A 25,369-nucleotide genomic window follows, 5' to 3' on the forward strand; every position below is an offset into this window, starting at 1 on the left:
ATACAATCTCGTTCCGTGCGGGCCAAATGGCGCGGGGTGGAGCAGCCCGGTAGCTCGTCAGGCTCATAACCTGAAGGTCGTAGGTTCAAATCCTACCCCCGCAACCAAAATTAGACGCATTATCAAATACTTAAAAGCCGAGCGAACAGCTCGGCTTTCGTCGTTCCGAATTCTTGTCAACACCTGGTCAACGTTTTGCGAGCCCCCTTGAGCGGGTCTCATGATCGCGGCCCTGACCGTCAAAGCACCAGCTCGTAATGCGTGCTACGCCCGCCGCCTTCGCCCTTTCGCATGAGCCCGAGGTCAAGCAGGGCCGCGATGTCGCGGTTCGCCGTATCCTGCGAGCATTTGGCAATCGTCGCCCACTTCGATGAAGTCATCTTACCCTCAAACCCGTCGAGCAGGCGGTTGAGCACTTTGATCTGGCGTTCGTTCAGCGCCAGCGTCGCGGCGCGTTCCCAGAACTGCGCCTTGGCGATTACGGCGGCCAAGACGTCATCCGCGCCACGGATGGCGCGCCCGAGGCAGTCGAGGAACCACAGGATCCAAGCGGTGACGTCCGTGCTGCCCTTCTGGGTTCGTTCCAACTGATCGTAGTAGGCGTTCCGCTCGGCCCTGATCTGCGCCGACATGCTGTAGAACCGCTGCGGGCTGTTCTCTGAACGCGCAAGCGCCAGATCCGCGATGGCGCGTGCGATGCGGCCGTTGCCATCCTCGAAAGGGTGGATGGTCACGAACCGCATATGCGCCAGCGCGGCCATGATCACCGGATCGGTGGACAGCGGCGCGTTGAGCCAGGTGAGGAAGGCTTCCATCTCGGCCGCGACCGTCGTCGCCGGTGGCGCCGAGTAATGTACGTGTTCCCGGCCATAAGGCCCGGACACCACCTGCATCGGGCCGGCGCTGTCGTCGCGCCAGTTCCCGACGATGATTCTCGTCATGCCGCTGCGCCCTGTAGGGAACAACGCGGCGTGCCAGCCGAACAGGCGCTCGGTGGTCAGAGGGGAGGCATAGTTGCGCGTTGCGTCCAGCATCACCTCGACGATGCCTTCGACGTTGCGATCGGTCGGGGGCAGGGCGCCGATGTCGATACCGAGGCGACGGGCAAGCGATGACCGTACCTGCGTGGCGTCCAGCTTTTCTCCTTCGATCTCGCTCGTCTTGACGACGTCACGCGTCAGCGTCTGCAGCACCGCCTCTTCGCGCAACTTGAAACCCAGCGCCTCCATCCGGCCAATCAGTCGCCCTTGGTCATGGCGTACTGCGGCCAGGGGCGCCGCAATGCTCGCGTCCTGCCAGGTCAGGGTCGGCCAGTCCGGTTGCTCCCAGATGTACATCACAATCTCCGCATGGCGCGCGGCGATTGTGAGGCGCATTCTCCGCGACGGCAAGTAAAAACGCCGCGAAATATGCGGAGAATGTTGGCGCTATTCTCCGCACCAAGCTGCTGAACGCCGGGTACGCCACGCCGCTCATGACGGATCGAGGTTGCAGTCCGGCAAAGCCGAGTCACAAGTTGAACGGACGTGACGGCGAGGCCCAGTTCATTGATTCGACTACAACAACGCCCTTTGTTTGGTTTCCTCGCCGATCCCTTCGGCAGGTCCGCTTGCACAATGGAGCTGGACGGGGATCACATCCGGATCACGTACCGCGGCCAGGTTGTGTCCAAGTCGCTGCAGGCTCTGAAATGTCCGCTGGACCTCCGGAAGGGGATGTTAGGAACCGCGCTGACCATCCGTTCGGACGACCATGACGATGTCACGCTGAAAGGCGCAAGGCACCAGGATGCCTGTGACTTCTCGGAGGCGGTCAAGACGGCATGGACCCACTTCAACCTCGCAGCTCTCGAGAAGGAAGCGGCGCGACTGGACAGGATCCTCGCCGGGGTGCGGTCGCTGGAAGCGCCGTCCCGCTACCCTGCCGCGTGTCAGATCGCGCCCCTGCTCGAAGAAGCCCGTGCTCTGGACGCTTCCCTGCTGTCGAAGCTGAATGCCGAGGCCATCGGTCCCGAGGCGGTCGCGCGCATTGCGCCAATCCGGCAGCTCGCAGGCGATCCGCGCACGTTGCGAGCGAACGGCATCGCGGCATTCGTCACCGCAGAACTGGACCGCTGGAACGAGTTCTTCGACACGATCGAGAGCAAGCCGCTAACTCCCGAACAGCGCCTTTCCGTCGTCGTCGATGAGGATGCGACGCTTGTCCTTGCCGGGGCGGGATCGGGCAAGACCAGCGTCATCACCGCCAAGGCGGCCTATCTGGTCAAGGCCGGCATCCGTCAACCTGACGAAATCCTGCTGCTGGCCTTTGCCAAGAACGCGGCGGAGGAGATGTCGGAACGGGTCGAGGCGCGCTCCGGTGTGCCGATCGTGGCGCGGACCTTCCACGCGATTGCCTATGACATCATCGGCATCGTGGAAGGGTCGAAGCCGGCACTGGCCGACCACGCCACCGATGACATGGCCTTCACCAACCTGATCAAGCAGATCCTGAAGGATCTGGTTCACACCATGTCGGAAGTGTCAAAGGCGATCATCCAGTGGTTTGCGCATTTCCTGGTCGAGCCGAAGACCGAATGGGACTTCAAGACCAAGCACGAATTCTACACCCACATGGAAGCCCATGACCTGCGCACGCTGCAAGGCGAAAAGGTCAAGAGCTACGAAGAGCTGCAGATCGCCAACTGGCTTTACGAAAACGGCGTCGAATACGAGTACGAACCCGTCTACGAGCACAAGATCTCTGAAGTCGGCAAGCGCGACTATCAGCCTGATTTCCGCCTGACCGAAAGCGGCATCTACGTCGAGCATTTCGGGGTGCGGCGCCAGAAGACCGCCGATGGCCGCGAGCGCCTGGTCACGGCGCCATTCGTGGACCGCGACGAGTATCTGGCTGGCATGGAGTGGAAGCGCCGGGCCCACGCCGAGCATGAAACCACCCTGATCGAAACCTACAGCTACGAGCGGCAGGAGGGGCGTCTGCTGACCGGCCTCGCCGAGAAGCTGGCGCCCCATGTCACCCTAAAGCCTCGCCCGGCTGATACGATCTATGACCGGATCGTCGAGCTGAAGCAGGTCGACGACTTTTCGAAGCTGCTCGGAACGTTTCTGCGCAAGTTCAAGAGCGGCGGTTACAGCCTCGCCGACTGCGAGAGCAAGTCCGAGCGTATGAAGCTCGGCAAGCGGGCCAAGGCATTTCTCGACGTATTCGCGCCGGTCTTCGAGGAATACCAAAAGCGCCTCGGTGGCCGGATTGATTTCGAGGACATGATCTTGCGCGCCGCACGCTATGCCGAAACCGGCCGCTATGTCAGCCCGTTCCGCCACATCCTGGTCGACGAGTTCCAGGACATCTCGCAAAGCCGCGCTCGGCTGGTGAAGGCGTTAAAAGCCCAACATCCGGACGTGCGCATCTTTGCCGTCGGCGACGACTGGCAGTCGATCTTCCGTTTTGCCGGTTCCGACATCCATCTGATGCGCCATTTCGGGCGGGAGTTCGGCGGCAGCTTCGACGGCGAGGCAGGCGTGCACAGGACTGTCGATTTGGGCCGCACCTTCCGTTCCGTCGACCAGATCGCCTTCGCCGCCAGAACCTTTGTCCTGCGCAACCCGGCCCAGATCCAGAAGCAGATCGTCCCGGCCGGGACCGCGACCGAACCGGCCATCAGGATGGTGACTGTGTCCAAGGGTGAGGATGCGGGGAAACTGTCCGAGGTTCTTGCCGGCATGTCAGCCACTGTGGCGTCGGAGGCAAAGCCTGCGACGGTGCTGCTCCTCGGCCGTTACCGCTTCATCGAACCAGACATGCACGATCTGAGACGGCGCTTTCCGCGGCTGAAGATCAGCTTCAAGACCATCCATGCCTCGAAAGGTCTGGAAGCCGATCACGTCATCCTGCTGAACGCCGACAGCGGGCGGACGGGGTTCCCGTCAGAAATCGTCGACGACCCCCTGCTGTCTTTGGTGTCGCCGGAGGAGGAGGCGTTCCAGAACGCCGAAGAGCGGCGCGTCATGTATGTCGCGATGACCCGGGCCCGCCACTCCCTGACTATCCTTGCCTCGAACGCCCGGCCGTCGTCGTTTGTGACCGAGCTTCGGAAAGACCCTGCCTATGGGATTTCGGCAGCGCCTGGGGCGGAGCCGGAGGCTCATGTCTGCGGCGAATGCGGCGGACGAGTGCTGGGCGTCACCGGGCAGGATGGCCGCATCTGGTATCGCTGCGAACATGTCCAGCACTGTGGAAACCTGCTGCCCGCCTGCCCATCTTGCGGAACCGCTCTGCCGCGCCGCGCGGACGGCACGCCCGAGGTTCGATGTGGCTGCGGTGCCAGCTATCCGACCTGCCCGGAATGCGCAGATGGCTGGTTGGTCGAACGGAGCGGCAGCTATGGAAGGTTCCTCGGCTGCGTCCGCTATCCGACCTGTGTCGGGAAGGCGAAGATATCGAGTGGTGAACGATCCGCCGTCACGAAGCCGCGACGACGAAATAGGGCCTGAAATCAGGTGCACAATTGTGCAAACCGCCACGCGGGACAGGCATGGCCGTGCCTGCCCTCATGAAACGGCAGCGAGTCCCTGACCCTCGTTGACAGCGTGAATCCGTGTACCGGGTCGGGCGATGCGCCGCGGTTGAGCTGTCTGGCGCTTCCTGCGGGCGCGCGCCCGGCCCGGTTTTCATCTGCACGCCCGCGCCTGATCGCGTAGGACGGCGTATTCGCTCAGCATCCGGACGATGACGGAGCGGCAAGCATGTGCACCACGTCTTCAAGACGCCGCTCTGGCGGAGCGCCCTGAAATTGGACACCGATGGCACGTTGCTGCCAGTGTCAGTTCAGTAAGGAATCTGGCGCTCAGCCAAGAGCTGACCATCGAGATCGCTGCAGCGAAGGATTCTTTCGAGCACTTTCACGACATTCATGCATATCGCAGCATTTGACGCAAAGGGCGGAAACCGGTCCTTCGCCGAGAACTGAGTAAAGGTTGATCGCAAGGAACTTCTGTCGCTACCAGTACCGCATGGCATTGACATAACAGCAAATCTTTCATTGCCACCTGAAAGACGTAAACCTTGTCTAGGAATGTTTGCCTCAGTTTCTCGGTGTATACCAGATCGGCGACGTATAAGCGCGGTCTTGCACCGTCATCGGCGTACCTTCAGGCATGTCGATGTCGAAGAACTTGGCGTCGTATGCTGTCCAGCGCGGCGTCGGTATTTCAAGAACGCGCACGTAGTAGAAAGCCTTCAGTCCCGGATCGAACTCAGGGTCTTCCCAGAAGCCCGCAAGTGCTGCACTGCCTATCGTGTTGGTCCAGGACGCGTCAGCCACATTCACGGTGCTGCCGACCTCGCCGCCGCACGCCCCGTCGACGATTTCCCGGTTAGCGCAGGCGATGTCCCAGATCCTTTCCTGCGTCTCGCCATTCGCGTTGAGCCAGCCCTTGATGACCTGGATCCGATCCAGGTTGGCGCCATCGGGATCGCGGAGGGCTCGTATCATGAACGTTGGCGCAGCACCGTCCGGTCCGGGCCGCAGATCGCCTCCCATGGGCACTCCACGGGCGTACCCGGCGCGAGCGAAGTCGGCGCGGCTGACTTCCGCTGCCTCGAAATCCCATCCGCCAAAGACGCGCACTCGCAGCCGTGTGCCGGTCGTGGCGAAAACTTCCTTGCGGGCAAAGGCGTCCCAAATCGCCTCCCTTGTGTTCTCGGTCGCCCAGACGGCCGCAAGGCCGGACGCACCAAGATCGATGTCGTAGATCGAGTACTGTGGATCGACGGTACTCTCGATCAGCACGCCATCCCGGCGATGCGGCGAAGGTTCGACGATGTAGGCCTTCCCGAACCAGTTCTCCTCACGTGTGGACGGCAGCGCATTGTGTGCGTCCGTGGCGCCAATCATGCCGAACTTGAACGGGTTGACGCCGAGACGCGCCTCCTCTGCAAGGCCGTCCTTTAATGCCTGCCGCGCGTATTCTGTACGGATCATTTCCGGTGTCTTCGGAGTAGTACCGTTGAGGTTCGACGCGTCGATGATCTCGAAGTCAGCAAATGCATCGTCGGGTGAGAGAAAAGGATGTGCCTCTCCGGTCCCCTTGGGCTGGGTGACTTCGACGACGGGCTCGAACTCCGCCCGCGTGCGGGCATACTCTTCGCTGAAAGGTTCACCTGCGAAGGTTTCCAGCATGAACATCATGCCGTTCGACAGATTTCCGTTGTGTGGAATCGCCAGAACCTGGCCGCCAGTTTCCTCTTCGTAAGCGCGCATGTAGGCCCACAGATCCTCTGGGTTGTCGCTGTCCAGCGCAGAGAAAGGGACCACCTGCCTTGCTCGATCCCCGCCATCGCGGAAGATCACGTTCCGATGCAGGTTGTTCCCATCGGGACCAGAGGTCCATTCGTAGCCAATGAAAGTCGTAAACACGCCGGGCTGGTAATACCGGTCTGCGTTTTCGATAACCTTTTCCCAGACCTCGGCGACCATCTCCGGACTGTCGATCTGATCCTCACCACGTCCGTTGGCGGCGATCCATTCAATAAAGGCGTCATATCCATTGCCTGCCTTGACCATCTCGTACCAACGGCGACCACCCTCGGTCTTCAGCACCTTCGGATCACCTCGGTTGAGATAGTCAGACAGCCCCATGTTCTCCGCGTGATCGGCCACGACGACGAAATCGTGCGGCCGCACCAGCTTGAAGGGACCTGCCGTCTGGCTCTCTACGACCTCGCCGCGCGCCGCCCGGTAGGCCACTTCCGGACCTGGCGTGGCACCAGCCATTCCAGCATCCGCCGACCATGCTGTGTGAAGATGTGTATCCCCGAAATAGACGTTCTGCGGGTAGTAATCGTTCGGGTAGGGCGAATAAGGCGTTGAGGGGGAAACGTGCTCCTCTTGCGACACCGAAATATCCTGCGCTAGCGCTAGCGCTGGCAGCGATAGCAGAGTGAGCACGATAGTCAGCGTCAGACTTGACCTTGCCAGAAACATGGGAATCTCCTCAAAGACCTTTGGGCTTGTATAACATGATTTCACCCCGCAGATTGCACATCCATGGTCAGTCTCTCTAGAAACACACTTGTCGACAGCGACAAGGAGACACTCGAAACGCGAGGCTGGTTATCCTCACAGCCCGCAGCTTTTCGCCATGCCGTGCTGGAAGCGGCCCAAACGTTTAACCTCGCGCGGGGAGATGTCATTTACAGGCTGGATGATCCCCCTGGCGGTCTCTACGCAGTCTGCGAAGGTTTTCTGGACGTTCTGGTCGCCATACATCCTGACACGCCACAATTCGTGCATGTCGCACGAAAAGGTTGGTGGGTCGGAGATGCCGCCCTGATCACGGACACACCGCGACGGGCCGGTCTGACCGCCCGAACCGAGGCGCGGATTGCATACGTTCCAAAAGAGGCCATGCTTCGGATCTGTGGAGATAATCCGGACGGCTGGCGACATGTGGCCAAACTAACCGTCAGCATGTTCGATCATGCGTTGAGGATAATGAGTGCGCAGAAACTCGAGACACCGGAAGATCGCGTGAGTGCAACGCTTCTGTTGCTTGTCGGTGAGGGCCAACTATTTGGCCGCGGGAGTGAAGGCGAGCAGGCAGAGTTTCCGCTCAGCCAATTGGACATTTCCGACCTAACCGGCCTGTCCCGAAACGCCGTCGGTCCAGTTTTAAGGCGGTTACAGACCAAGGGAGCGATTGAACTCGGGTATCGCCACTTCAAAATTGTAGATAGGCGGCTGCTTTAGAACACGTGAAATATGATCAAGGGCGGCAGTCTTGCCGCTCTTCTGAAAGCCAGTAACTCCTACGTCTGCTCTGGGCGGAATGCGGCGGTTGAGCTGCCGGTAGTCAAGGTCTGGAAAGTCCGCATCCTGGGCACTCGTGCCTTTCGCAGCGAATTTCCGCTTCACCGGTGTCGCCTGGCCGACCCGTAATCTACCTGCACGCCCGCGCCTGGTCGCGCAGGACAGCGTAGTCGCTGAGCATGCGGACAACCGTTGCCCCGTCCGGCAGCACGTCCACTTCGGCCGCCGCGCGGATCTGATCAGCAGCGCTGTAATCAACGACGGGCGGGCAGGGCGCGCGGGCTTCAGAACCGGCCATCGCGCAGGCGGTCAGCCAGAGCATGGCGATCATGAGGGCGGCGGGCGGCGGCATCGAGCATCTGTTGGCGGATGGCATCGTTTTTCTCCCAGGTCTCGAGGCGTTCATGAAGGCGCCCGGTGCGCTCGCCGGCGCGACGGAGGGCCATCAGGAACAGCAGGATCGTCGCGGCGACGAGGATCATGCCCAGCGCCTTGCGCGCCGGGCCATAGGTGAGGAGCCAGCCGGTCACCGCTGGCCCCGTTTCCAGTCATCGAACCGGGCATGGATGGTGACCGCGATGCCGGTCAGGGCGATGGCGATCAGCAGCCAGCGCAAGGTGTCGAGGTAGGGTACAAGCGGCTGGATCGTGGACTGCGTTTCGGCCAGCACGTCCTGCAGCACCTCGATCCCGGCCGCACCCGCCGTCGCGGCCCCCGCAGCTCCACCACCCCGCAGCGTGCGGCTCTCGGCCAGCACCTCGCGGGCGGGCGGCACTTCGGGAGCGAAAGGCACGGGCCGCGCCGGGAACGGATCGCCCCAGAACCGGGCGGGGCCGAGGTCGATGTGCATGAAGCCCGAGCGGGGATAGGTGCCGAAGCCGAGGAAGCCAACGGCGCGCGCGGCCTCGGCGAAGGCCATCGGATCGTGGTTCGCCATGGCGATGTCGAAGGCGGTGCCGGCCATGTGTTTCGAGGCCGGGGCGCCGCCGACGTCGCGGTTGTGCTCGGGGCTTCGATAGGCCGAGCGGACGATCAGCGGCTTGCCCAACCGGTTGCGCAGGGACTGGAGCTTGTCCAGCGCTTCAGTGTTGATCCTGATGGCGCCGGTGCCGCGGCAGGCGATCTCGGCGGGCGAAAAGCTGGGCCAGCGCCAGGTGGCCTCCGGCACATCGCGGTAATGGGCGTAGGTCAGGGTCGGCATGGGGTCCTCCAAATGAAGAACCCGCCTCTGAGGCGGGTCGGGTGGTGGCTGCAATGTCAGGGTGGGGTCGTCGTTCAGTCGGCGCGGCTGCGCTGGAACGCCTCGAACATCAGATCACGCATGGCGCGGATATCGGTCTCGATGCGTTGCAGCCGGTCGGCGTCGGCCATGCGGTCCTCGGCGCGCTGTCGATCGACGCGCTCACGTTCGGCGGCCAGTTCCCGGTCAAGGCGTTCGAGCATGGCCTCGTTCGTGAAGGCCTTGCGGGTCACGGTGGCGGCGATCGCGAGGCTGCCGCCCATCAGTGCGGTGATGGCCGCGGTCAGACCATGGTCGCGGAACGTTTGCGCCACGCTGTCGAGTAGGGTCGGCTTGTCGGTCATGCTGGGCTTTCCGTCATCGGTCGGGGTGAAGGGCTGCTGCCGGGATGCGATCATTGCGCCGATCACGCCCCACTGTTGGCTTCCAGCCGGTCGACGGCCGCTGCGGCGCGATGATCTCGGCAAAGAGAATGAGCGCCCGGACAAGCACCTCATGGCTGCGGGCGTCTTCCGCCAGCCGTTCCAGGCACGGCCCGCGGACGGGGTCATCGGTCAGATCCTCGCACCAGCGTATGCGGCGCATGACCGTGGAGGGCGCCACCCCCTGCAACCGGGCGATCTGGCGCATCGAGAGGCCGGAGCTGACATGCAAAAGCCATGTGTTGACCACGCCGGCCATCCTCTGGGGATTGCGCATTTTCATGTCACCACAGCCCGAGGATGCCGGTCGCCGTGGTCCCGGTGGCAAACACCCGCGTCACGCGAAACGGATAGACCGTGCTGGCCAGCGCCGTGAAGGTGACGGTCTGGCCGCCCAGCATCAGCGCGCGGATCGTGCCGGCACCGTCGGCCATGAGGCCCCGCGTCGCATAGGCCAGGTCCTCGCCGTCGCTTGGCGTGATCGCCCCGGCATTCGATGCCGGATCGCTTCTGAGGGGCGGGGTGTATTGGTTCTCGTCGATGGCCGGCATTCCGCCGTCTCCTTTTGGGGATTGAGTCAATAGCGACGCCTGCGGTCGCAGTGCGCCGGCGCCCGCATCACGTCTCGGGCGCTTCAAACGTGAGGGTGTGGACCGCGATGCGCACGGCGCCGCCGCTGAAATCCGCACCATTTGCGGTGAGCCGGATCGGGGTGTCGGCATAGAAGGCCTGCGGTCCGATCACGCCGATATTGCTGTTGCCGGGCGCGACGCCGAGGCTGCCGCCGAACTTCCCGGGCTCGCCGGGAATACCGCAGTCGTATGAGCTCGCGCCGGTGATTGCTTCAACTGTCCGGGTCGAGACGCCAAGCACGATCGCCCGATCCGGAATGACGATGGTCGACTCGTGCGACGGCCCGGCCAGCGGGGAGAGAAGCTCCTCCTGCACCGCGAGGCCGGCGGAGGCCCCGTAAGGGCCACGCGCGATCGTCACGTTCGGGCCCGGAGCAATCCATCCGAAGGCGTCGGCGAACGTCGTCCAAGCGCTGCCGTTCCAGACGGCGAAGGCCTGTTCCGCCGCGATCCAGGCGAGCCAGCCCGGCCGCGGCACCAGCCGCATCCAGGCGCCGTCGACCCGGAAGGCCACGTTCAGATCCCACCCGGTCCAGAGGCCTGTGGCGCCCGGGGCCACGAGATGCCGGTCACCGTCGGCGGGGCTCGCAGGCGGCGCGGTGCGCGTGCGGTCAAGAACCGAGAGCTGCACCATGGCGTCGAGGAGCCGCAGCGCTTCGTTGTGGGTGACGTGCTTTTGCGCCTGCGCCGCCATGAGGTAGGGCAGGCCGAGATGGGTGGTCGTGTCGGACATGGGGGTTCCCTTCAGAACTGGAGGGTCACAGCTGCGGGCGTGCCGCGGCCGAGGCGGTTCGAGAGCTGATGGATGCGGAGCGCCAGCGTCTGGCCCGGCCCGAGCGGCGCGCCCCAATCGGCGGTCTGCTCAGCGGCTGTGTAGAGGACGGAGGTCGTGGAACTGGTCAGCGTGCGCTTGACGGTCGCCCCATCTAGGATCTGGACATCGTAGCTTTCCAGGTCCTCGGCGACCGACACCTCGACCTGCTCCCAGGCATCGGCGACCAGCGCGCGGGATCGCCGCGTCCAACGGATCGTCAGATCACCCGGGCTGCGGGCCGTTCGCCACGGCTGTTCGACATGGACGGGCGCGAAGGGGACAAGGCCGCGGCCGGTGGGCGTGAAGCCCAGCGCGGCGTAGCTCGGATCGCTGACCGCCCGAGCGGCCGGGCCCACGCGCCAGTTCCACGGCAGGCCAAGATCGGCCTCGGCGATGGGCAGCGAGGCAAGCGTCGCGTCCAGCACGACGACCCGCGCCCCGGCCGGGGCCGGATTGCCCATGGCATGTTCCGTGCCCCGCTGGCCGCGCAGCAGGCGGGTCAGGCGATAGCGGCCGGGGGCGATCAGTTCGGCCTGGCCTGCCTGGACGATCTCCCAGATGCCAGCCGCCGTCTCGAGCGCCAGCGCATTGGCGCCGCCGAAGAGTACGACGTCCGTCACGCTTTCCAGTGTGCCCGAGAAGAGATCGATCACCAGCGCATTGCCGAGATCGAAGCGCGAGGTCGGCCCCGGAAAGAAGTCGAAGGCCAGCGTGCCGATCCGGGCCCGACCGCCGAATGTGGTCAGCAGCGCAAATCCGTCCGTCGATGCGCTGCGGAACACCGCGATCTCGCCCGGCCAGGGGCTGGCATGGGCGGCGATCAGGGGGCGATGGGCGGGCAGGTCCTCGCTGACCTGCTGCAGATCGAGGATCACCGCCTCCGGCGTGCCAAAGACGACGGGGCTTGCGAGCGAGGCCGGGCGCGGTAGCCCGGGCGGCAGGTCATAGGCGGCGCGGTCCTGGCGCACCGCCTCGATGCCGCGCGCCGCGGCATCGGCGACGGACACCAGCCGGAACTCGACCTCACGCCCGTCATGGGCGAGCTGGATCACGTCGGCCGGATCGAGGGCGAGGCGCGAGGGCGGCAGGCGAAAGGTGGCGCTTTCCCGGCCGATCCAGGCTTCCATCAGCGCGCGGCGGCAGCGGCGTTCCGCCTCCTCTGGCGGGATCGCCATCGGGAAACTTTCGGAGGCGATGCGGGTGGTGTCGACGGTGATGCGGCGGGCCTCGACGAGGGCCGCGTCATAGTCCTCGTCCGCCCGCGCGACCTGCCACTTCAGCGCCTGCGGCAGTTCGGTCTCCTGGCCACGGGTCAGCTCAAAAGCCTCGCCTTCGCGGCTGGACACCAGATCATCGATGGCCAGCGTTGCCACCGAGGCCCGACCGCGCATGATGAAACGGATCACGCCTTCGGTCTCGATGGCATCGAAGCCGAAATGCCGCGCCAGCGTGGAAACCGACGCCCGCGGGCTTTCCAGCGCACAGATCACATAGCCCTCGACCGCGCCCCAGAGGCCGGAAACGTCGATCAGGCTCTCCGCAAGCCCGGCGCGGAGGCACAGGTGGCGCACGAGGGCGGCCAGCGAGACCGCGCCCAGCCGTCCGGTCAGCCAGTGGCCGAGCCGCCAGTTCCGGCCGTCCGTCCAGACGCCGGTCAGTTCGGGAAAGAACGGATAGGGCCGCGCGTCCCAGGTCCAGGCGGCGCATTCGGGAACATGCACCATCCGGCCGCCGTAGACAGACGACGTCGGGTTGTTTGCGCCCGAGCCCCACCAGAGATAGCTGGTCTCCAGATAGGCGCGCTGGATGGCGTCATCGCGCCAGCCACGGGAGAAGTAGGGCGTGAAGCTCTCCGAGGACTTCGGATCGAAGAAGACGTTCGGCTGGTTCGTGCCCCGGTCGATGGCGGGACAGCCAAGTTCGGTGAACCAGACCGGCTTCGACTGCGGCACCCATGCGGTCGGCGTGCCGCTCTCGACCCCGCCCGGGCGGTTGTAGTGCGGCTTCGACCACCAGGCGCGCAGATCCTTGGTGCGGAACACCCAGGGCTTGCCCGCGCTGCCGTCGGTGATGGGCGTCCGGATCTGCGCGGAGCGGTCCGCCACGCTGGCATAGAACCAGTCGAAGCCCTCGCCACCCGCGATGTTGGCCTGCAGGTAGCCTCGGTCATGGATCGCGGGCCAGCCCTCGGCCGCATCGGCATGGTCGAAGCCGTCGCGCCAGTCGGAGAGCGGCATGTAGTTGTCGATGCCGATGAAGTCGATGCTGGCGTCCGACCAGAGCGAGTCGAGGTGGAAATACACGTCTCCTGAGCCGTCCCCGGGCTGGTGCCCGAAGTATTCCGACCAGTCCGAGGCGTAGCCCACCTTGGTGCCCGCCCCGAGGATCGTCTTCACATCCGCCGCCAGCGCCTTGAAGGCGGTGACAGCCGGATAGCTGCTGGCCCCGGACCGGATGGTGGTGAGACCCCGCATTTCCGATCCGATCAGGAAGGCATCGACCCCGCCCGCCGCCGCGCAGAGATGAGCGTAGTGCAGCATCATTCGGCGAAGGCCCCAATCGTCGGATAGGCCGGTCCAGCTGACGCTCTCGCCTGACACGGCGAACTGCGCCGGGTTCGCCGCGCCGAAGAAGGCTGAGACCTGCGCGGCCGCTGCGGCGGTTTTGTCCACTGTCCCGGCATACCCCGCCGCCGGAGAGCAGGTGATCCGGCCGCGCCAGGGGAAGCTGGGCTGACCGAGGGTGGCGGCGGTGTCCGAATAGGGATTGGGCAGGCTGTTGCCGGGCGGCACGTCCATCAGCAGGAACGGATAGAAGGTGACGCGCAGCCCGCGGGCTTTCATCTCGCGGATCGCCTGCACCACCGCGAAATCCGCAGGCGTGCCGCCATAGACCGGGCGGTCCTCGGCGTCGCGGCTGACGAGGTGGGCGTTCTCCCGTGCGACCCCGTTCACCGTCCAGACCTTCGGGCTGGTCGTCTTGGTAGCCACCTCGACGCCGGGCCTGATCCCGCAGTTCCCCGCGCGCAGGTCATTGCCGAACCACGCGACGACGAGGCTGACGCTTTCGACGGTCGGGGCCATGGCCTGCAGGCGGTCCAGCGCCACGACGATGTCGGCCTCGTCGGGCAGCGCGTTCAGATTCTCGACCGTCTGCGCCCCGGTCGCGCCCTTGCGGATCGCCTCGGTCGCATAGGCGAACTCGCCCGAGGCCGGGATCATCGTCACCGCCTTCACGAGCCCCTCGGCCGTGTCGGGATCCGCGAGCGGCCGGAACACCTCAAAGCTGAGCTGCGGCAGGCGGTTGCCGTAGGTTGCAAGCGGCAGTTCCTCGAAGACGACATAGGCCGTGCCGCGGTAGGCCGGGGTGTTGGCCGCCCCCATCTTCGCCGAAATGAACGGATCGGCGGTCTGGGTCTCATTCCCCGGATACCAGCGCCATGTGACGCCGGTCATGTCCAAGGGTTTGCCATCGGCCCAGATGCGGCCGATGCCGGTGATCGGGCCTTCGCACAAGGCGACCGCGAAGCTGGCGTAGTAGAGGTATTCGGTGGTCCGAACCTGGCCGCCGCCTCCGCCCTTGCCGCCGCCCTGCGTCGTGGTCTTCGTCTCCTCGCGGAAATCGGTGGCCCAGATGATGTTGCCGCCGATGCGCATCCGCCCGTAAAGGCGCGGGATCACCGCGCCCTCGGTGGCCGAGGTGATGCGAAGCGAATCCAGCCGCTGCCCTTCGATCTTCTGCGCGGGCGCCAGCGAGGACACGATCCCGCTGTCCACCGCCGAGCCGATGGTGGAGCCGATGAAGCCGCCGATGGCCGCGCCGGAAAAGCCGAGGATCGCGCCGCCAAAGGCCCCGCCTATGGCGGAACCGACGGCGCCTAGGACGAGCGTGGCCATCTGGAAATCTCAGGGTTCGAGGGGGCAGCGTGCGGGGAACAGAAAGGCGAAGGCGATGCGCCGCTGCCAGGGGAGCGTCAGCGGCTCTTCGATCACGCCGAGGCGTTCATCGGCGTGAAGGAAGGTCTCGGGGCCGGTAAGGATCCCGACATGCTTGGCGATGGCGCGCGGCAACATCCGGAACAGGATCAGGGTGCCCGGGCCCGCCAACTGCACTGGAACCTCGATCATCATTGCCCGCGCGCCTTCGGCCAGAACCTCGCGCGGCCCTGTCTCGCCCCAGTCGCGACTGTAGGGCGGGATCGGGAACGGTTCCGGCCCGACGATCTCGCGCCAGACACCGCGCGCGAGACCAAGGCAGTCGCAGCCAACCCCCTTGAGGCTGGCCTGATCGTGGTAGGGCGTGCCGACCCAGGACCGCGCGGCGGTGATGACGCGGGCGGGATCGGCGGTTGGGACTGGCGTGGTCACAGCACTGCCCCCTCGTGCCCGCCGTCCTTGGTGGCGTAGCGCAAGACCGCGTCTTGTCCGGGGATATGCGGAAAGCCCCGGAAGTTGGCGACATTGGCGAACGTTGTCCCGCAGGTCGCGAGGCGCTTGTCGCAGCCCGCCCGGATGATGAAGGCGTCCGCCGACGTGATCAGCCGCACCGGGGCTTCGAGCAGGGTCAGGATCGCGATGCCATCGACGAGGTCATGCGCCAGCACCTCGACCCGCCGCCCGGCATTCGCGCCGGTCGACCATTCCACCAGCCCGAAGGTGAACCAGCCAACCGTGAAGCTGCCGAGGCCGGAAGCGGTGAAGGCCCGGTCGCGCAGCACATCGATGACCGCGCCGCTGCCCCTGAAGGCCGCGGCCTCGAGATTCACGCCGCAGCGCGCGTCGCCCAAGGCGGCATCGCAGCTGGCCTGGAAGGTGCGCCCGACCGTCTGGCCGAGCACATGGGCGAGGCTGCGCACCTCGGCGACGAAAGCCAGCCGCCCACGCCGGATCTGACCGATGGCTCCGCGGCGCAGAAGCACGCGCTGCGCGGGGCTCGCCCAGTTCACCCGCCAGACCTCGACCGCCGCGTTGTCCCAGCGGCCGTCGAGGATGTCGGTTTCCGTAATCCGGTCGGAGGACAGCACGCCTTGCGCGTCCTGCGCGTCGACCGAGAGGTCGGACCCCGACCGCACCTCGGAGGCGGTCAGCCCGCTTTCCGGCCCGAACTCGGTGCCGTCGAACGACAGCGTCCGGTCGTGGTCGGTGAAGCCAAAGGTCACGCCATCGGCCCGGGTGATGCGCCAGCACCACGCGAGCGTCGTCGTGCCCTCGTCGAGATGCGCCTGTAGCGCGGGTGGGAGGGGCTTCATGGCATGACCTTGTCTGTGTCCGTGCCATTGTTCACTGTGGCGCTCGAAGTGAATTGGAATGAAGGGGCAGGATCGTGATGCAGGACGTTCCGGCGAACCATCCCGATGAAAACGCGGGTGAGCCTGATGCAACGCAGGCGCGCGATCATGTCGCCGTCGACGTCGTGACGCTCAAAGCCTTCCTGGAGACGCTGAAGCGCGCCACCCCGCCCAGCGCCGAGATTGTGCCTCTTTTCCCGGCAAAGCCGGCAGCGGAGGAATAGACGGCGTCGATGTCTCGCAAGGGCGATCGGACGGGTCTGGCGCACGTTCATCATGTACGGATCTCCAGCAGCGGGATCGAGGTGATGGACCCGAAGCGTTCGAGATCAAGGGTGATGTCGAGCGTGTCGGTGTCGAAGCGGACGGGAACGTCGAATTCGAAGCCTGCGGTGAGGGCGACGCCTGTGGCGGGTGGGACATTGAAGGTAACGAGGCCGGTCGACGTCGAGACCGACCAGCCGTCCTCCGGTCCCTGGGGCGTGCCGCTCAGGGCGATGGTCACGGTCTCCGCCACGGGCTTGGTGATGGCCCGAGTCCAGCTCTGCACGCCGGAGCTGTAGCGTTTGGTCAGCTGAAACTGCGTGGCGACCCCGTTTCCGGTTCCGATCGGCTGGTCGGATGGCCCCGGCGTCTGCGATGGCAGGCAGGACTTGAAGTCGGCCCAGTCCTTGAAGCGGAAGCCGTAGAGGCGGCCGTTCCGCGCCTCGAAGAAGGCCACGACCGCCGCCAGATCGTCGGCGCGGCGGATGCCGTAGGCGACGTCGTAGCGGCGGCGGCTGTTGGCCCAGCTGGCGTTGCGCTCCTCGGCCCCGCTCGCCAGTTCGACGATCTGGGTGCGCCGCTCCGGGCCGCCCCGTGCCCCGCGGCTGATGCTGTCCGGAAACCGGACCTCGTGAAACGCCATGGTTGATCCTCACATGCCGCGCCGTCCGAGCGACACGGCGCGGGCGACGTCGCTGGCGACCTGTGTGCGGGACTGGCGGAAGCTCTCGGCATCCCGCGCGTTGATGGTGATATTCACGGTGGATGCGGCCGACTGGCCGTAGCCTGCCGCTTCCTTGCGCGAGAGCACCCGCTCGCCTCGCTGCAGGATCGCGGGTACCTCGTCAGGGCGGAGCCCGGCCCAGCCGCTTCCTCCGGGCTTACGCTGCCCCACTGGGGCCACGGTCCCTCCGGAATGCATCCGCGGCGCGCCCGCGAAGGCCATGGCGGGGACCATCCGGCCCGGACCCGGGGTGCCGACCACGCCGCCTGCGTGCAGGATGTTGGCGAGTAGCGGGGACAGGAACGGCCCCAGTGGGGCGTTTCCCCCCGCTACGCCGCCCGCACCGCCCAGCGCGCCGGAAAGGGCATTGGCGATGGGCCCCAAGATGAAGCGCCGCGTTGCCAGCTTGGCCAGATCGGCGATCATCGAGGTGACCAGATCGCGGAAGTCGAGCTTGCCGGTCTTGACGAAGTCGCCAATGGCGGTCTCGGCTGAGGTGAAGGCCCCGACCAGCGCGCTCCCGATATCCCCACCGATGTCGCGCGCCTTGGCGGCATAGTCGGCGAGCGCCGCCGTGACGGCGCGCCAGCCCGTCAGCGCCGTGTCCGCACCCTCGGCCGCCGCAGCCCCGGCATCACGCGCGGCACCGCCCGCGCCATCGGCGGCGGTGGTCGTGTCGTTCAGCCCGGCCGTGAGGGCATCGGCCGAGGCGGCCGCATCGGCCAGAGCCGTCTCTGCTTCAGCGCCGGAGCCGGTCACGGCATCCTTAAGCGCCTGCCAGCTGGCCAACGGTCGACCGGCGGCATCAGCCAGCATGCCCGCTGCTTCTCGGTAGCCATCGGCTCGGCCACGGGCGTCGTCGGCCATGGCCCCGAGCCCGAGGTCGGGCGGATCAAAGTAGGTCCGCGAGAGAGCCGCTGAGAAGGTATCCGCCGCCGCTGTCCCCGCGGCCGTTGCCGCGCCCTCGAGCGGGTTGCCGATCCGACCCAGTTCCACTGGATCGAGGATGCCGATCCGCACCCCACCTTCGCCGGTCGCCCATTCCGGCAGCAGTGCAAGTGCGGCGTTCAGGGTCTCGATGAAGCTGTTGATGCGCGTGACGACGCCGTTCAGCATCGCCTCGACGCCCGAGATCAGCCCGTTTGCCGCCTGGAAGGCAAAGTCGCCGATGGCTCCGGGCAGGCTGCCCCAGATCGCCACGGCCGCGTCATAGGCGCCCTGAAAGATCGCTGCGGTCCGGTCACTGAGCCTGACCACACCCGCGATGGTGCCCTCCAGCGCCGAGAGTCCCGCCGCCTTCAGCCCCTCCCATCCGGCCGCTATGCGCGCCAGTGCTGCGTCGAGGGACAAACCGATGCGCGACCAGACCTCGCGGGCCAGATCGCCGAGCAGCCGGAAGGCCTCGCCCAGCCCGCCGACACGCCCGACGAGCTCGGATAGCTGGTAGGCCAGTTCTCCGGCAATAACGACCAGCGCGCCAATGCCGGTGCGAATGAGGGCGCCGCGGAGAAAGACAAGGGCCGTGGCGAGGCCGCGCACCGACAGGGCAGCCGCCGCCAGAGCCGCTACCCAGCGCCCGGCCATGAAGACGACGAAGGTTGCGGCGTAGGAGGCCATGCGACCGAGATTGCCAATCAGCGCATCGAGGACCGACCGCAGGATCCCGCCGTCGGAGGCAAGGGCCACGAAGGCATTGGCCAGCGCCTCGATGGTCGGCGCGACGGCCACGGCGATCCGGTTGCGCAGGCCATCGAAGACCAGCGAGACCGTGCCCAGCGCCAATTGCGTGCGCCGGAGCGCCTCCAGCGCAGCGCCATCGAGCACCGCCCCGAGATCGGAGGCCTGATCCCCAAGTCGGGCCATCTCGCCGCCGCCGTTGCGGAGAAGCGGCAGGAGGCGCGTAGCATCCGAGGCCATGGCCTCGAGATAGAACGTCATCTCCTGCTGGCTGAGACCGGCGCGCTCAAGCGTGTCGACGTAAAGCTGCAGCGCCTCCGGCCCGGAAAGCCGCGCGAACTGGTCGGCCGTCACGCCCACGCGCGGCGCGACGTTCTCGAAGAAGTCCGCCATCGGCCCGCCACCGGTCTGGAGGAAATCCCCGACCCGGTCGTTCACGTCCTTGAGGATATCGGCCAGCTTCTCCTGCTCGATGCCAACGGTGCGCGCTCCGGCCGACCAGCGCTGCAGCGCCGCGGGTGTGGCATTGGCAACCTGCGCAAACTGCCGGATCTGGGCCGCACTCTCGGCGGTAGAACGGACGATCAGCCCGAGCGACGCAGTGGCCGCCGCCGCTGCAGCCCCGAGGGCAAGACCGGCCCGGCGCGCAAAGGCCGCAAGCCGGGAGTTCGCCAGTTCCATTTCGCGCGAGAGGCGGCCGAAGCCGCGCGCCCCAGCCTCGCCGACACCTTCCAGTTCGGCGCGCACGCGTCGTCCGCCCTCCGCCACAAGGCGGACGGAGACCTTCTTCTCAGCCATTCCGGCGTCCTTCCATCTGCTCGTTCAGTTTGCGCACCATCACCGCCTCGATCTCGGGCAGCAGTTCGGCGGCGATCAGGGCGTTGACGCCCAGCGCCTGCGCCATGACAAGCGCGGCACCCATGTCCCATCCGACGACGGCCCCCGGTGCGATCCGCAGCTGGCCGCCGAGGCGCTGGGTCAGATCCCAGACCTGCCAGCCCTCGACCGTCTGCGGCCGGTTCAGTCTTGCGGGGCAGTCGGGGCAGATGCCCCCGGGGCCCTCGCAGGGTGCGCAGGCCGCGCAGTAGCCGTCGCCCCCGCCGAAGGACCAGTCGGCGAGGGCGCGGAGGCGTTTTTTTCCTGATCCAGCATCAGGCCGCGGGCGACGTATTGCGCCTGGAAGGCTTCGAAGACCGGCCAGATTTCGAGGAGCGCATCGATGCCTTCAGGCGAGAGCGGCAGGGGTTTGTCGTCGTCATCGCCGACACCCTCCCAGTCCAGGATCGCCAGCCGCGCCACAGCCTTGGCCATGGCCAGTGCCATGTCCTCGGTGCTGGCGGTGTCGGGCAGGGCGGAGAGAGTCGGATCGGCGCGCGCGGCCACCATCAGCGCGGTGGTGAGAGGGGCCACCAGCACGCGCAGGCCGGGCAGCAGGTTCAGCCATTCGGGGCGGTTCGACAGGTTCAGTCGGATCATGGTCAGTATCCCGTGACGGTGTTGACGAGGACGGCGGTGCACATGCGGGCGGGGCTGGCGGCTTTCGCCGCTTGCCAGTCGAAGGTCGCCTGGATGCCCTGGGGCCCCGGGATCTCGATCCGCGGGACGGGCAGGTAGACGGCATGGGCGGTGAAGGTGAAACTGGCGTTCGCGCCGAGGCTCCAGGCGAACTCGAGCTCGCAGGGCGTGCCGTCGATGGCTTGCGTGACGAGCGTGCTGTCGGCGAAGCGGACCTCGATCCGCCCCGTGAGGGCCGCCATGCCGGGATCGGCGCCCTCGATCTTGCCGTCATTGCGGATGGTCTCGATCCGGTCGAGGCCGTTGGCATAGGTGATCTCGGCCGAGACGACATTGCCCAGCGCCGTGCCGTTGCGCTTCACCACCCCGTTGAAATGGCCGAAGCGCTGCAGGCCCAGCGCGGTCGGTGTCCCTGTCGCCGTGGTGGTGCCAATCGCCTCCCCTTGGGCGACCAGGCGGGCGGTGGCGGTCAGAAGGCCCGAGCGGTTCATCTGCCAGCTGAGCTGATCCATCACGCAGCCTGCATACATGGCAAAGCGCGGCACCTCGGGCATCGCGACCTCGATGGCCATCGACGGCAGGGTCCAGCCGCCGGACTGGAATTCGTGTGTGTAGAGGTCGACGCCCGTGGTGTTCGGATCCCCAAACGCTGCCTTCAGCCAGAAGCCGAAGGCCTCGACGTCGATCGGCACCACCACTTCGCCATCAGCGGTGACCGCATCCTTGATCGGGGCCAGGGGATCGCGGCCGTAGCCGAGGAGTTCCGAATTGAGCAGCGGCTGCTCTGCGCCCAGCGTGGTGCGGGCGAAGGGCATCAGCCGATAGCCGCTGACGGGCGGGGTGCCGTAAACCGTCTCGAACGCAAGCGCCATCTGCGCCCGCACGCCGTGAGCGCGTGCCATGGGGGTCTCCTGTGGATGTGGGGTGTCAGGCCAGCGGCCCGGTCGTGGTGTAGTGCAGGATGACGGAGATCACCGCCGCCTTCAGGGCCGCCGCGCCCTCAACCGGCAGGTCGACCGAGGCCGGGGCCTCGGGTTCGACCCAGTCGCACAGGCCGCCCAGCGTCCGGTCAGTATCCAGCCCCGCGCCGATGGCGGCGATCAGGTCATCGAAGGCGCTGGCCCGGCCGGTGCCTGCCTGGACGACGACCTCCAGCTCGGCCCTGTGCTGGTAGTGATAGCGCAGCGGCGACAGCGTAACCTCCGGCTCGCCCGGCTGGCCATCGCGCAGGATGATCAGGCCAGCCGCCGGGATCCGCTCGGGCAGGACCTCGTCGTGCAGGGTGAGGGCGGCAAGCGCCTGCAGCCGCGCGAGCAGCGCGGCAAGGACGAGTTCGCGGGTTGTGGGCATCTAGCGGCGATTCCAATTTGCACTTGCGCCGAAATCCTTGCAGGGATCACTTGCCGTTGCAGGAGGGACAACATGCAAATCTCAGAGTTCGCGAGAATAATCTGGACACTGAATCCAGACACACCTCGGCACCGTGAGCTTGAAAACCTGCTCAAGATCGGTGTTGGCTTCGGCAATCCGTGGTACGGATCCCAGAAAGAACACTGGATGGGATGGCTGGGTGATTATCACACTCCGGGCGCTTACAACCGGTCTCAGACGAGCCCAACCGACGCGCGCGCAGTGTACAACCGCATCAACTGCGCTCCGATGCTGTTCTGGCTTTGCGAGGCTGCCGGCGTTGCCCAGCAGCAGTTAAGAAATTCGTTCGACGGCATAGCCGAGCTTGCATCCGGCCGGGTTGCATCGCAGTGCGGCGCACTGCGAAGGGTGATCCCGTGGTCCGATGTTGAGGCGAATCTGTTGGGGCGGCCGGCGTTGTCTGCTGACCATGTCGCCGCCGCAGACAAAGCTGTTTCGGCAGCACGCGCAAGGCTTAGAGGCAGGCTCGGGCTGCCATTGGATTGACGGTGTCACCGGTTTGGCCCGTCCCTCCCTCACCCTGCCACGAGCCGCCCCGGCACGCCGTCGATGGCCCGCGCCAGATCCAGCCGCTTGCTCTGCTTGCCATAGAATGTTGAACATCCAGTGGAAACGCGAAAGCCTGTTGTCGGAGCGTCATTTTGACCAAGAAGCCTGAGAGTGTATCTGCCCTTGACGAGTTGGGCCGTGTCCGCCTGTCGAAATCATTTTTCATGCGCGAATTCCTCTACAGCGAAGTTGCGAACCTCCACGGCATCCCAAATATTCCTGATGATCCCAATCTTGCCGTGTCTGTGGGAAAACGCCTTTGCGAGGAACTTCTCGAGCCGCTTCATGCGACGTTTGGAAAGATCGTGATCCGGTCGGCCTTCCGGTCGTGCGAAGTGAATGCGTTCTGTAACCAGCAACAGCGTGCAAAGAAGAAGGGCTATAGCTGCGCGTCGAACGAAGCCAACTTTGCCAGCCATATCTGGGACCGAAGGGACGCCGATGGATTTGCTGGCGCAACTGCCTGCATTGTCATCCCGTGGTTTGCGGACCGCTACGAGAAGGGCGAGGATTGGCGCGCGCTTGCATGGTGGGTCCATGATCATCTGCCGTATTCGAGCTTGTACTTCTTCCTAAGAATGGCTGCATTCAACATTTCTTGGCATGAAAACCCCGAACGACGGATCGATAGTTACACTGATCCGAAGGGCTGCCTTACCAAACCCGGAATGCCCAACAACACAGGCAATCACGCGGAGTGTTATCCGGGTTTTCCAGAACTGGCAGCGTCTTCAGCCTAGACGCGCCCCTCCACCCACGCCGCCACGATCCGCCCCGGCACGGCGTCGATGGTCCGCTCCGCATCCCGCGCGAGATCCAGCCGCTTGCGTAGCCTGACCTGCGGGACCAGCAGAAAGATCGGCACGGTGGTCAGCCCGCGGCCGGTTTTCGACCGCGACGCAGCCGCGCGGCCCTTGGAATTCAGCCGTCCCTCGGCCACCAAGAGGCTCGACCCCCGGCGGCGATAGATGAACCGCAGGCGCAGGCCGGTGCGGCGTTCCCATTCGCCGGGGGTGATGCGACCGCCACGGGTGGATTTGCCCGCGGCCGGGGTGGGGATGGCCAGCCAGAAGCCGCTTTTCGACCGGATCAGTGGCCCAGTGTCGTGCGCGCCGACGATCACCGGCGCGTTCGACCAGACCAGCGCCGCGGCGTTCACGCTCTCGCCGCCGTTGGGATAGGTGGCCAGCCGGATCGAGTTGCCGAGCCGGGTGCCGAGCCCAGCGCCGGTGATCTGGCTGCGCCAGGCGGATTTCAGGCCCGCGCCCGCCTCGCGCATGGCGGTGGTGACGGCCTTTTCGCCGGCGTGGATTTCGGCCTGCATCAGGGCGATGATGTCGGGGCTGATCTCGAGCTTCAGCTTCATGCAGGCCTCAGATCGAGGGTCCAGATCAGCCGTTCTCGGTCGCGCAGCGGTTCCCCCTGGATCACATGGCTGTCGGCGCCGATGACAATCAGATCGCCCGGGCGCGGGGCGGGCAGATCTGCCACGCGCACATCGACCACCGTCGTGTCGCTGACAAAGCGCCCCGCGCCGAAGTCGGTGACGCGGTCGGGCGCACGGGCAATGACGCGGATCGGGCGTTCCTCGGAGGTGGTGGCCGAGATCCAGAGGGCCGGGGCCGCCATGTCAGCATGGGTGAAGATATGGTCCATGGCGGCGGCGAAGACGGACATGACAGATCAGTTCGAGCTGTGGAGCCGGACGGCGAGGCGCGGCCGCTTGTTCACCGGCAGGATCGAGGCCTCGGTCATCACGTCGATCCAGCGGCCCTTCTCGTCGAGATGCTGGCGGGCATAGAGCGGCAGGCCGATGGTGTTGGCGGTTTCCAGAAGGTTCGCCGGGCCGCCATAGGTGGTGAAGGTGTCCATCGTGCCGAGCGGGAAGGCGATGCCCTCGTTCGCCGGAACCAGGCGTTCACTGGCCTTGGTCGAGAGGGTGACGGTGCCCGAGTATTCCTCGAACAGGATCCCGCCGAAGGGGAAGTTGCGCCGCACGTCCTCGCGCAGGGGCTGGGCGCCGGTTGCGGCGTAGAACTTGTAGGCTTCCTCGGTCTTGGGGTGCGCGATCAGCTTGTCGAAGAACTCGCGGCTGACCAGCGCGTGGACCGAGGTCATCGCCTCGCCCAGCAGGTTGTCCTCGATGGCGCGCAGCACCTCGCGCACCTTTCCCTGCACATTGGTTCCGGCCGTGCCGAGGACGAAGTCGACCGAGATCTGCGCCAGGCCGAATTCGGTGAAGTAATTGTAGAGGGTCGTGCCCGCGCCATCCTTCACGATGCCGCGGAGCGCGTTCATCTCCATGTATTCGCGGGTCTGGGCATGCTTGCGGCGCATGAGCGTGAGCTTGCGGTTCATCACCTCGACCAGCGGATCGGCGGCATCGAAGGCGCCTAGCGCGGGCTGACCCTGGATATCGGCGGGCAGGATCACGTCGTCGTGCGGGATCCATGGCAGGGCGAAGCTGCGCATCGAGCGGCCTTCGCGGGTGCCGACGGTGGCGGGCCCGCCGAGGGGGACCGAGGGCAGAAGACTCAGGACGCCTTCGTATTGCCCGATGATGACCGAGCGCTGGCTGACGCCTTCGAAGCGGAAGAGGCCGATCTGGGCGAGGCGGGTGTAGAGGTTGGGCAGGATGTTGATGGCCTGCGTCATCTCGGCCAGCGAATAACCGCCAGCGTCAAAGGGATTGCGGATCAGGGTCATGGGGGGCTCCGGGGAAAAGGGAAGGCCGGTAGGGGCAACGGTGCCGGGCGTCAGGCGCCGTCACGGGTGACGATGCCGAGGCTTGCAAGCTCACTCAGCTTGGCGGTGATCTTGGCCGCATCATCGACGCTGCCGTCGTAGTAAAGAGCGGCGCGGGAGACGATCGCGGGCCCACGCGCCACGACGATGTGTGAATCCCGGAGACAAAATGGACAGCGGAAACGGTCGGATGTTCTGACTGTCGCGGAGTAATATTCCGCATCTTTCGCCTTAGGCAACGAGCTGAAGGCGGGGA

The 25,369-nt window shown here is 65.7% G+C and carries 26 protein-coding genes, 1 tRNA gene and 1 pseudogene; 6 read left to right on the forward strand and 22 right to left on the reverse strand.

What is annotated here, in order from left to right; genetic code table 11:
* The first annotated feature begins 30 nt into the window (after positions 1 to 30).
* Positions 31 to 107, forward strand: a tRNA-Met gene (locus R5H32_RS19325).
* Positions 108 to 239: 132 nt separating this feature from the next.
* Here R5H32_RS19325 and R5H32_RS19330 read toward each other — a convergent pair.
* The gene (locus R5H32_RS19330) at positions 240 to 1,376 is read right to left on the reverse strand and encodes a Fic family protein (protein ID WP_318340313.1); all 1,137 of its coding nucleotides are present in this window, start codon (positions 1,374 to 1,376) and stop codon (positions 240 to 242) included.
* A gap of 240 nt (positions 1,377 to 1,616) precedes the next feature.
* Here R5H32_RS19330 and R5H32_RS19335 point away from each other — a divergent pair, with 240 nt between their 5' ends.
* A complete protein-coding gene (locus R5H32_RS19335) occupies positions 1,617 to 4,496 on the forward strand; it encodes a UvrD-helicase domain-containing protein (RefSeq protein WP_318340314.1) in 2,880 nt (959 codons plus the stop codon).
* Positions 4,497 to 5,086: 590 nt separating this feature from the next.
* On the opposite strand, the gene R5H32_RS19340 is transcribed toward R5H32_RS19335, so the two are convergent.
* Positions 5,087 to 6,988 carry a DUF3604 domain-containing protein gene (locus R5H32_RS19340; RefSeq protein WP_318340315.1) on the reverse strand — a complete coding sequence of 634 codons (1,902 nt, stop codon included), beginning with the start codon at positions 6,986 to 6,988 and terminating at the stop codon, positions 5,087 to 5,089.
* A gap of 63 nt (positions 6,989 to 7,051) precedes the next feature.
* Here R5H32_RS19340 and R5H32_RS19345 point away from each other — a divergent pair, with 63 nt between their 5' ends.
* Positions 7,052 to 7,753 carry a Crp/Fnr family transcriptional regulator gene (locus tag R5H32_RS19345; protein WP_318340316.1) on the forward strand — a complete coding sequence of 234 codons (702 nt, stop codon included), beginning with the start codon at positions 7,052 to 7,054 and terminating at the stop codon, positions 7,751 to 7,753.
* A 190-nt stretch (positions 7,754 to 7,943) separates the two neighbouring features.
* Here R5H32_RS19345 and R5H32_RS19350 read toward each other — a convergent pair whose 3' ends face one another.
* The 10 genes from R5H32_RS19350 to R5H32_RS19395 all read right to left on the reverse strand — a co-directional run bounded on the left by R5H32_RS19350 (position 7,944) and on the right by R5H32_RS19395 (position 16,169).
* A complete protein-coding gene (locus R5H32_RS19350; protein ID WP_318340317.1) occupies positions 7,944 to 8,135 on the reverse strand; it encodes a hypothetical protein in 192 nt (63 codons plus the stop codon).
* Positions 8,098 to 8,343: a hypothetical protein gene (locus R5H32_RS19355; protein ID WP_412099049.1), complete on the reverse strand. Its 246-nt coding sequence runs from the start codon at positions 8,341 to 8,343 to the stop codon at positions 8,098 to 8,100. Before R5H32_RS19355 ends, R5H32_RS19350 begins: the two co-directional genes overlap by 38 nt.
* Positions 8,340 to 9,014 (reverse strand): YcbK family protein, encoded by a 675-nt coding sequence (locus R5H32_RS19360; RefSeq protein ID WP_318340318.1) that lies wholly within the window; start codon positions 9,012 to 9,014, stop codon positions 8,340 to 8,342. The genes R5H32_RS19355 and R5H32_RS19360 overlap by 4 nt, the downstream gene beginning before the upstream one ends.
* Before the next feature lie 74 nt (positions 9,015 to 9,088).
* Complete coding sequence (locus R5H32_RS19365) at positions 9,089 to 9,397, reverse strand: hypothetical protein (RefSeq protein ID WP_318340319.1); 309 nt, start codon at positions 9,395 to 9,397, stop codon at positions 9,089 to 9,091.
* A 13-nt stretch (positions 9,398 to 9,410) separates the two neighbouring features.
* Positions 9,411 to 9,734, reverse strand: coding sequence for a helix-turn-helix domain-containing protein (locus R5H32_RS19370; protein WP_318340320.1), 324 nt, complete (start codon positions 9,732 to 9,734; stop codon positions 9,411 to 9,413).
* A gap of 25 nt (positions 9,735 to 9,759) precedes the next feature.
* Positions 9,760 to 10,026, reverse strand: a complete 267-nt coding sequence (locus R5H32_RS19375; protein ID WP_263337919.1) for a hypothetical protein — start codon at positions 10,024 to 10,026, stop codon at positions 9,760 to 9,762.
* A gap of 67 nt (positions 10,027 to 10,093) precedes the next feature.
* Entirely contained in the window at positions 10,094 to 10,840 is a 747-nt protein-coding gene (locus tag R5H32_RS19380) for a DUF2793 domain-containing protein (protein WP_318340321.1), read from the reverse strand.
* A gap of 11 nt (positions 10,841 to 10,851) precedes the next feature.
* Positions 10,852 to 14,817 (reverse strand): glycoside hydrolase TIM-barrel-like domain-containing protein, encoded by a 3,966-nt coding sequence (locus R5H32_RS19385; protein ID WP_318340322.1) that lies wholly within the window; start codon positions 14,815 to 14,817, stop codon positions 10,852 to 10,854.
* Between the two features lie 9 nt (positions 14,818 to 14,826).
* Entirely contained in the window at positions 14,827 to 15,288 is a 462-nt protein-coding gene (locus R5H32_RS19390; protein ID WP_318340323.1) for an NlpC/P60 family protein, read from the reverse strand.
* Positions 15,285 to 16,169, reverse strand: a complete 885-nt coding sequence (locus tag R5H32_RS19395) for a DUF2163 domain-containing protein (protein WP_318340324.1) — start codon at positions 16,167 to 16,169, stop codon at positions 15,285 to 15,287. Before R5H32_RS19395 ends, R5H32_RS19390 begins: the two co-directional genes overlap by 4 nt.
* Positions 16,170 to 16,246: 77 nt before the next feature.
* Here R5H32_RS19395 and R5H32_RS19400 point away from each other — a divergent pair, with 77 nt between their 5' ends.
* Positions 16,247 to 16,432 (forward strand): hypothetical protein, encoded by a 186-nt coding sequence (locus R5H32_RS19400; protein ID WP_318340325.1) that lies wholly within the window; start codon positions 16,247 to 16,249, stop codon positions 16,430 to 16,432.
* Positions 16,433 to 16,482: 50 nt separating this feature from the next.
* Here the strand turns inward: R5H32_RS19400 and R5H32_RS19405 are convergent, their stop codons facing one another.
* The 6 genes from R5H32_RS19405 to R5H32_RS19430 form a co-directional block, all read right to left on the reverse strand.
* Positions 16,483 to 17,115 (reverse strand): DUF2460 domain-containing protein, encoded by a 633-nt coding sequence (locus tag R5H32_RS19405; protein ID WP_318340326.1) that lies wholly within the window; start codon positions 17,113 to 17,115, stop codon positions 16,483 to 16,485.
* Between the two features lie 9 nt (positions 17,116 to 17,124).
* Complete coding sequence (locus R5H32_RS19410) at positions 17,125 to 19,671, reverse strand: phage tail tape measure C-terminal domain-containing protein (protein WP_318340327.1); 2,547 nt, start codon at positions 19,669 to 19,671, stop codon at positions 17,125 to 17,127.
* Positions 19,664 to 19,795, reverse strand: coding sequence for a hypothetical protein (locus tag R5H32_RS19415; protein WP_318340328.1), 132 nt, complete (start codon positions 19,793 to 19,795; stop codon positions 19,664 to 19,666). The genes R5H32_RS19410 and R5H32_RS19415 overlap by 8 nt, the downstream gene beginning before the upstream one ends.
* A 98-nt stretch (positions 19,796 to 19,893) precedes the next feature.
* Complete coding sequence (locus R5H32_RS19420; protein WP_318340329.1) at positions 19,894 to 20,349, reverse strand: hypothetical protein; 456 nt, start codon at positions 20,347 to 20,349, stop codon at positions 19,894 to 19,896.
* A gap of 2 nt (positions 20,350 to 20,351) precedes the next feature.
* Positions 20,352 to 21,290 carry a phage tail tube protein gene (locus R5H32_RS19425; RefSeq protein WP_318340330.1) on the reverse strand — a complete coding sequence of 313 codons (939 nt, stop codon included), beginning with the start codon at positions 21,288 to 21,290 and terminating at the stop codon, positions 20,352 to 20,354.
* Between the two features lie 25 nt (positions 21,291 to 21,315).
* Positions 21,316 to 21,738 carry an acyl-CoA transferase gene (locus tag R5H32_RS19430; protein ID WP_318340331.1) on the reverse strand — a complete coding sequence of 141 codons (423 nt, stop codon included), beginning with the start codon at positions 21,736 to 21,738 and terminating at the stop codon, positions 21,316 to 21,318.
* A 72-nt stretch (positions 21,739 to 21,810) separates the two neighbouring features.
* Here R5H32_RS19430 and R5H32_RS19435 point away from each other — a divergent pair, with 72 nt between their 5' ends.
* Together R5H32_RS19435 and R5H32_RS19440 are read left to right on the forward strand one after the other, a co-directional pair.
* A complete protein-coding gene (locus tag R5H32_RS19435; RefSeq protein ID WP_318340332.1) occupies positions 21,811 to 22,305 on the forward strand; it encodes a hypothetical protein in 495 nt (164 codons plus the stop codon).
* Between the two features lie 155 nt (positions 22,306 to 22,460).
* Entirely contained in the window at positions 22,461 to 23,108 is a 648-nt protein-coding gene (locus R5H32_RS19440; protein WP_318340333.1) for a hypothetical protein, read from the forward strand.
* Here R5H32_RS19440 and R5H32_RS19445 read toward each other — a convergent pair.
* The 4 genes and pseudogenes from R5H32_RS19445 to R5H32_RS19460 all read right to left on the reverse strand — a co-directional run.
* Positions 23,105 to 23,734: a DUF6441 family protein gene (locus R5H32_RS19445; protein ID WP_318340334.1), complete on the reverse strand. Its 630-nt coding sequence runs from the start codon at positions 23,732 to 23,734 to the stop codon at positions 23,105 to 23,107. The genes R5H32_RS19440 and R5H32_RS19445 overlap by 4 nt on opposite strands.
* Entirely contained in the window at positions 23,731 to 24,045 is a 315-nt protein-coding gene (locus R5H32_RS19450; protein WP_318340335.1) for a hypothetical protein, read from the reverse strand. Before R5H32_RS19450 ends, R5H32_RS19445 begins: the two co-directional genes overlap by 4 nt.
* Positions 24,046 to 24,051: 6 nt before the next feature.
* Positions 24,052 to 25,074 (reverse strand): major capsid protein, encoded by a 1,023-nt coding sequence (locus R5H32_RS19455; RefSeq protein ID WP_318340336.1) that lies wholly within the window; start codon positions 25,072 to 25,074, stop codon positions 24,052 to 24,054.
* A gap of 50 nt (positions 25,075 to 25,124) precedes the next feature.
* A pseudogene (locus R5H32_RS19460) lies at positions 25,125 to 25,369 on the reverse strand (hypothetical protein); the annotation flags it as partial.

It is taken from the genome of Defluviimonas sp. D31 (genome assembly GCF_033436765.1).
Lineage (GTDB): Bacteria > Pseudomonadota > Alphaproteobacteria > Rhodobacterales > Rhodobacteraceae > Albidovulum.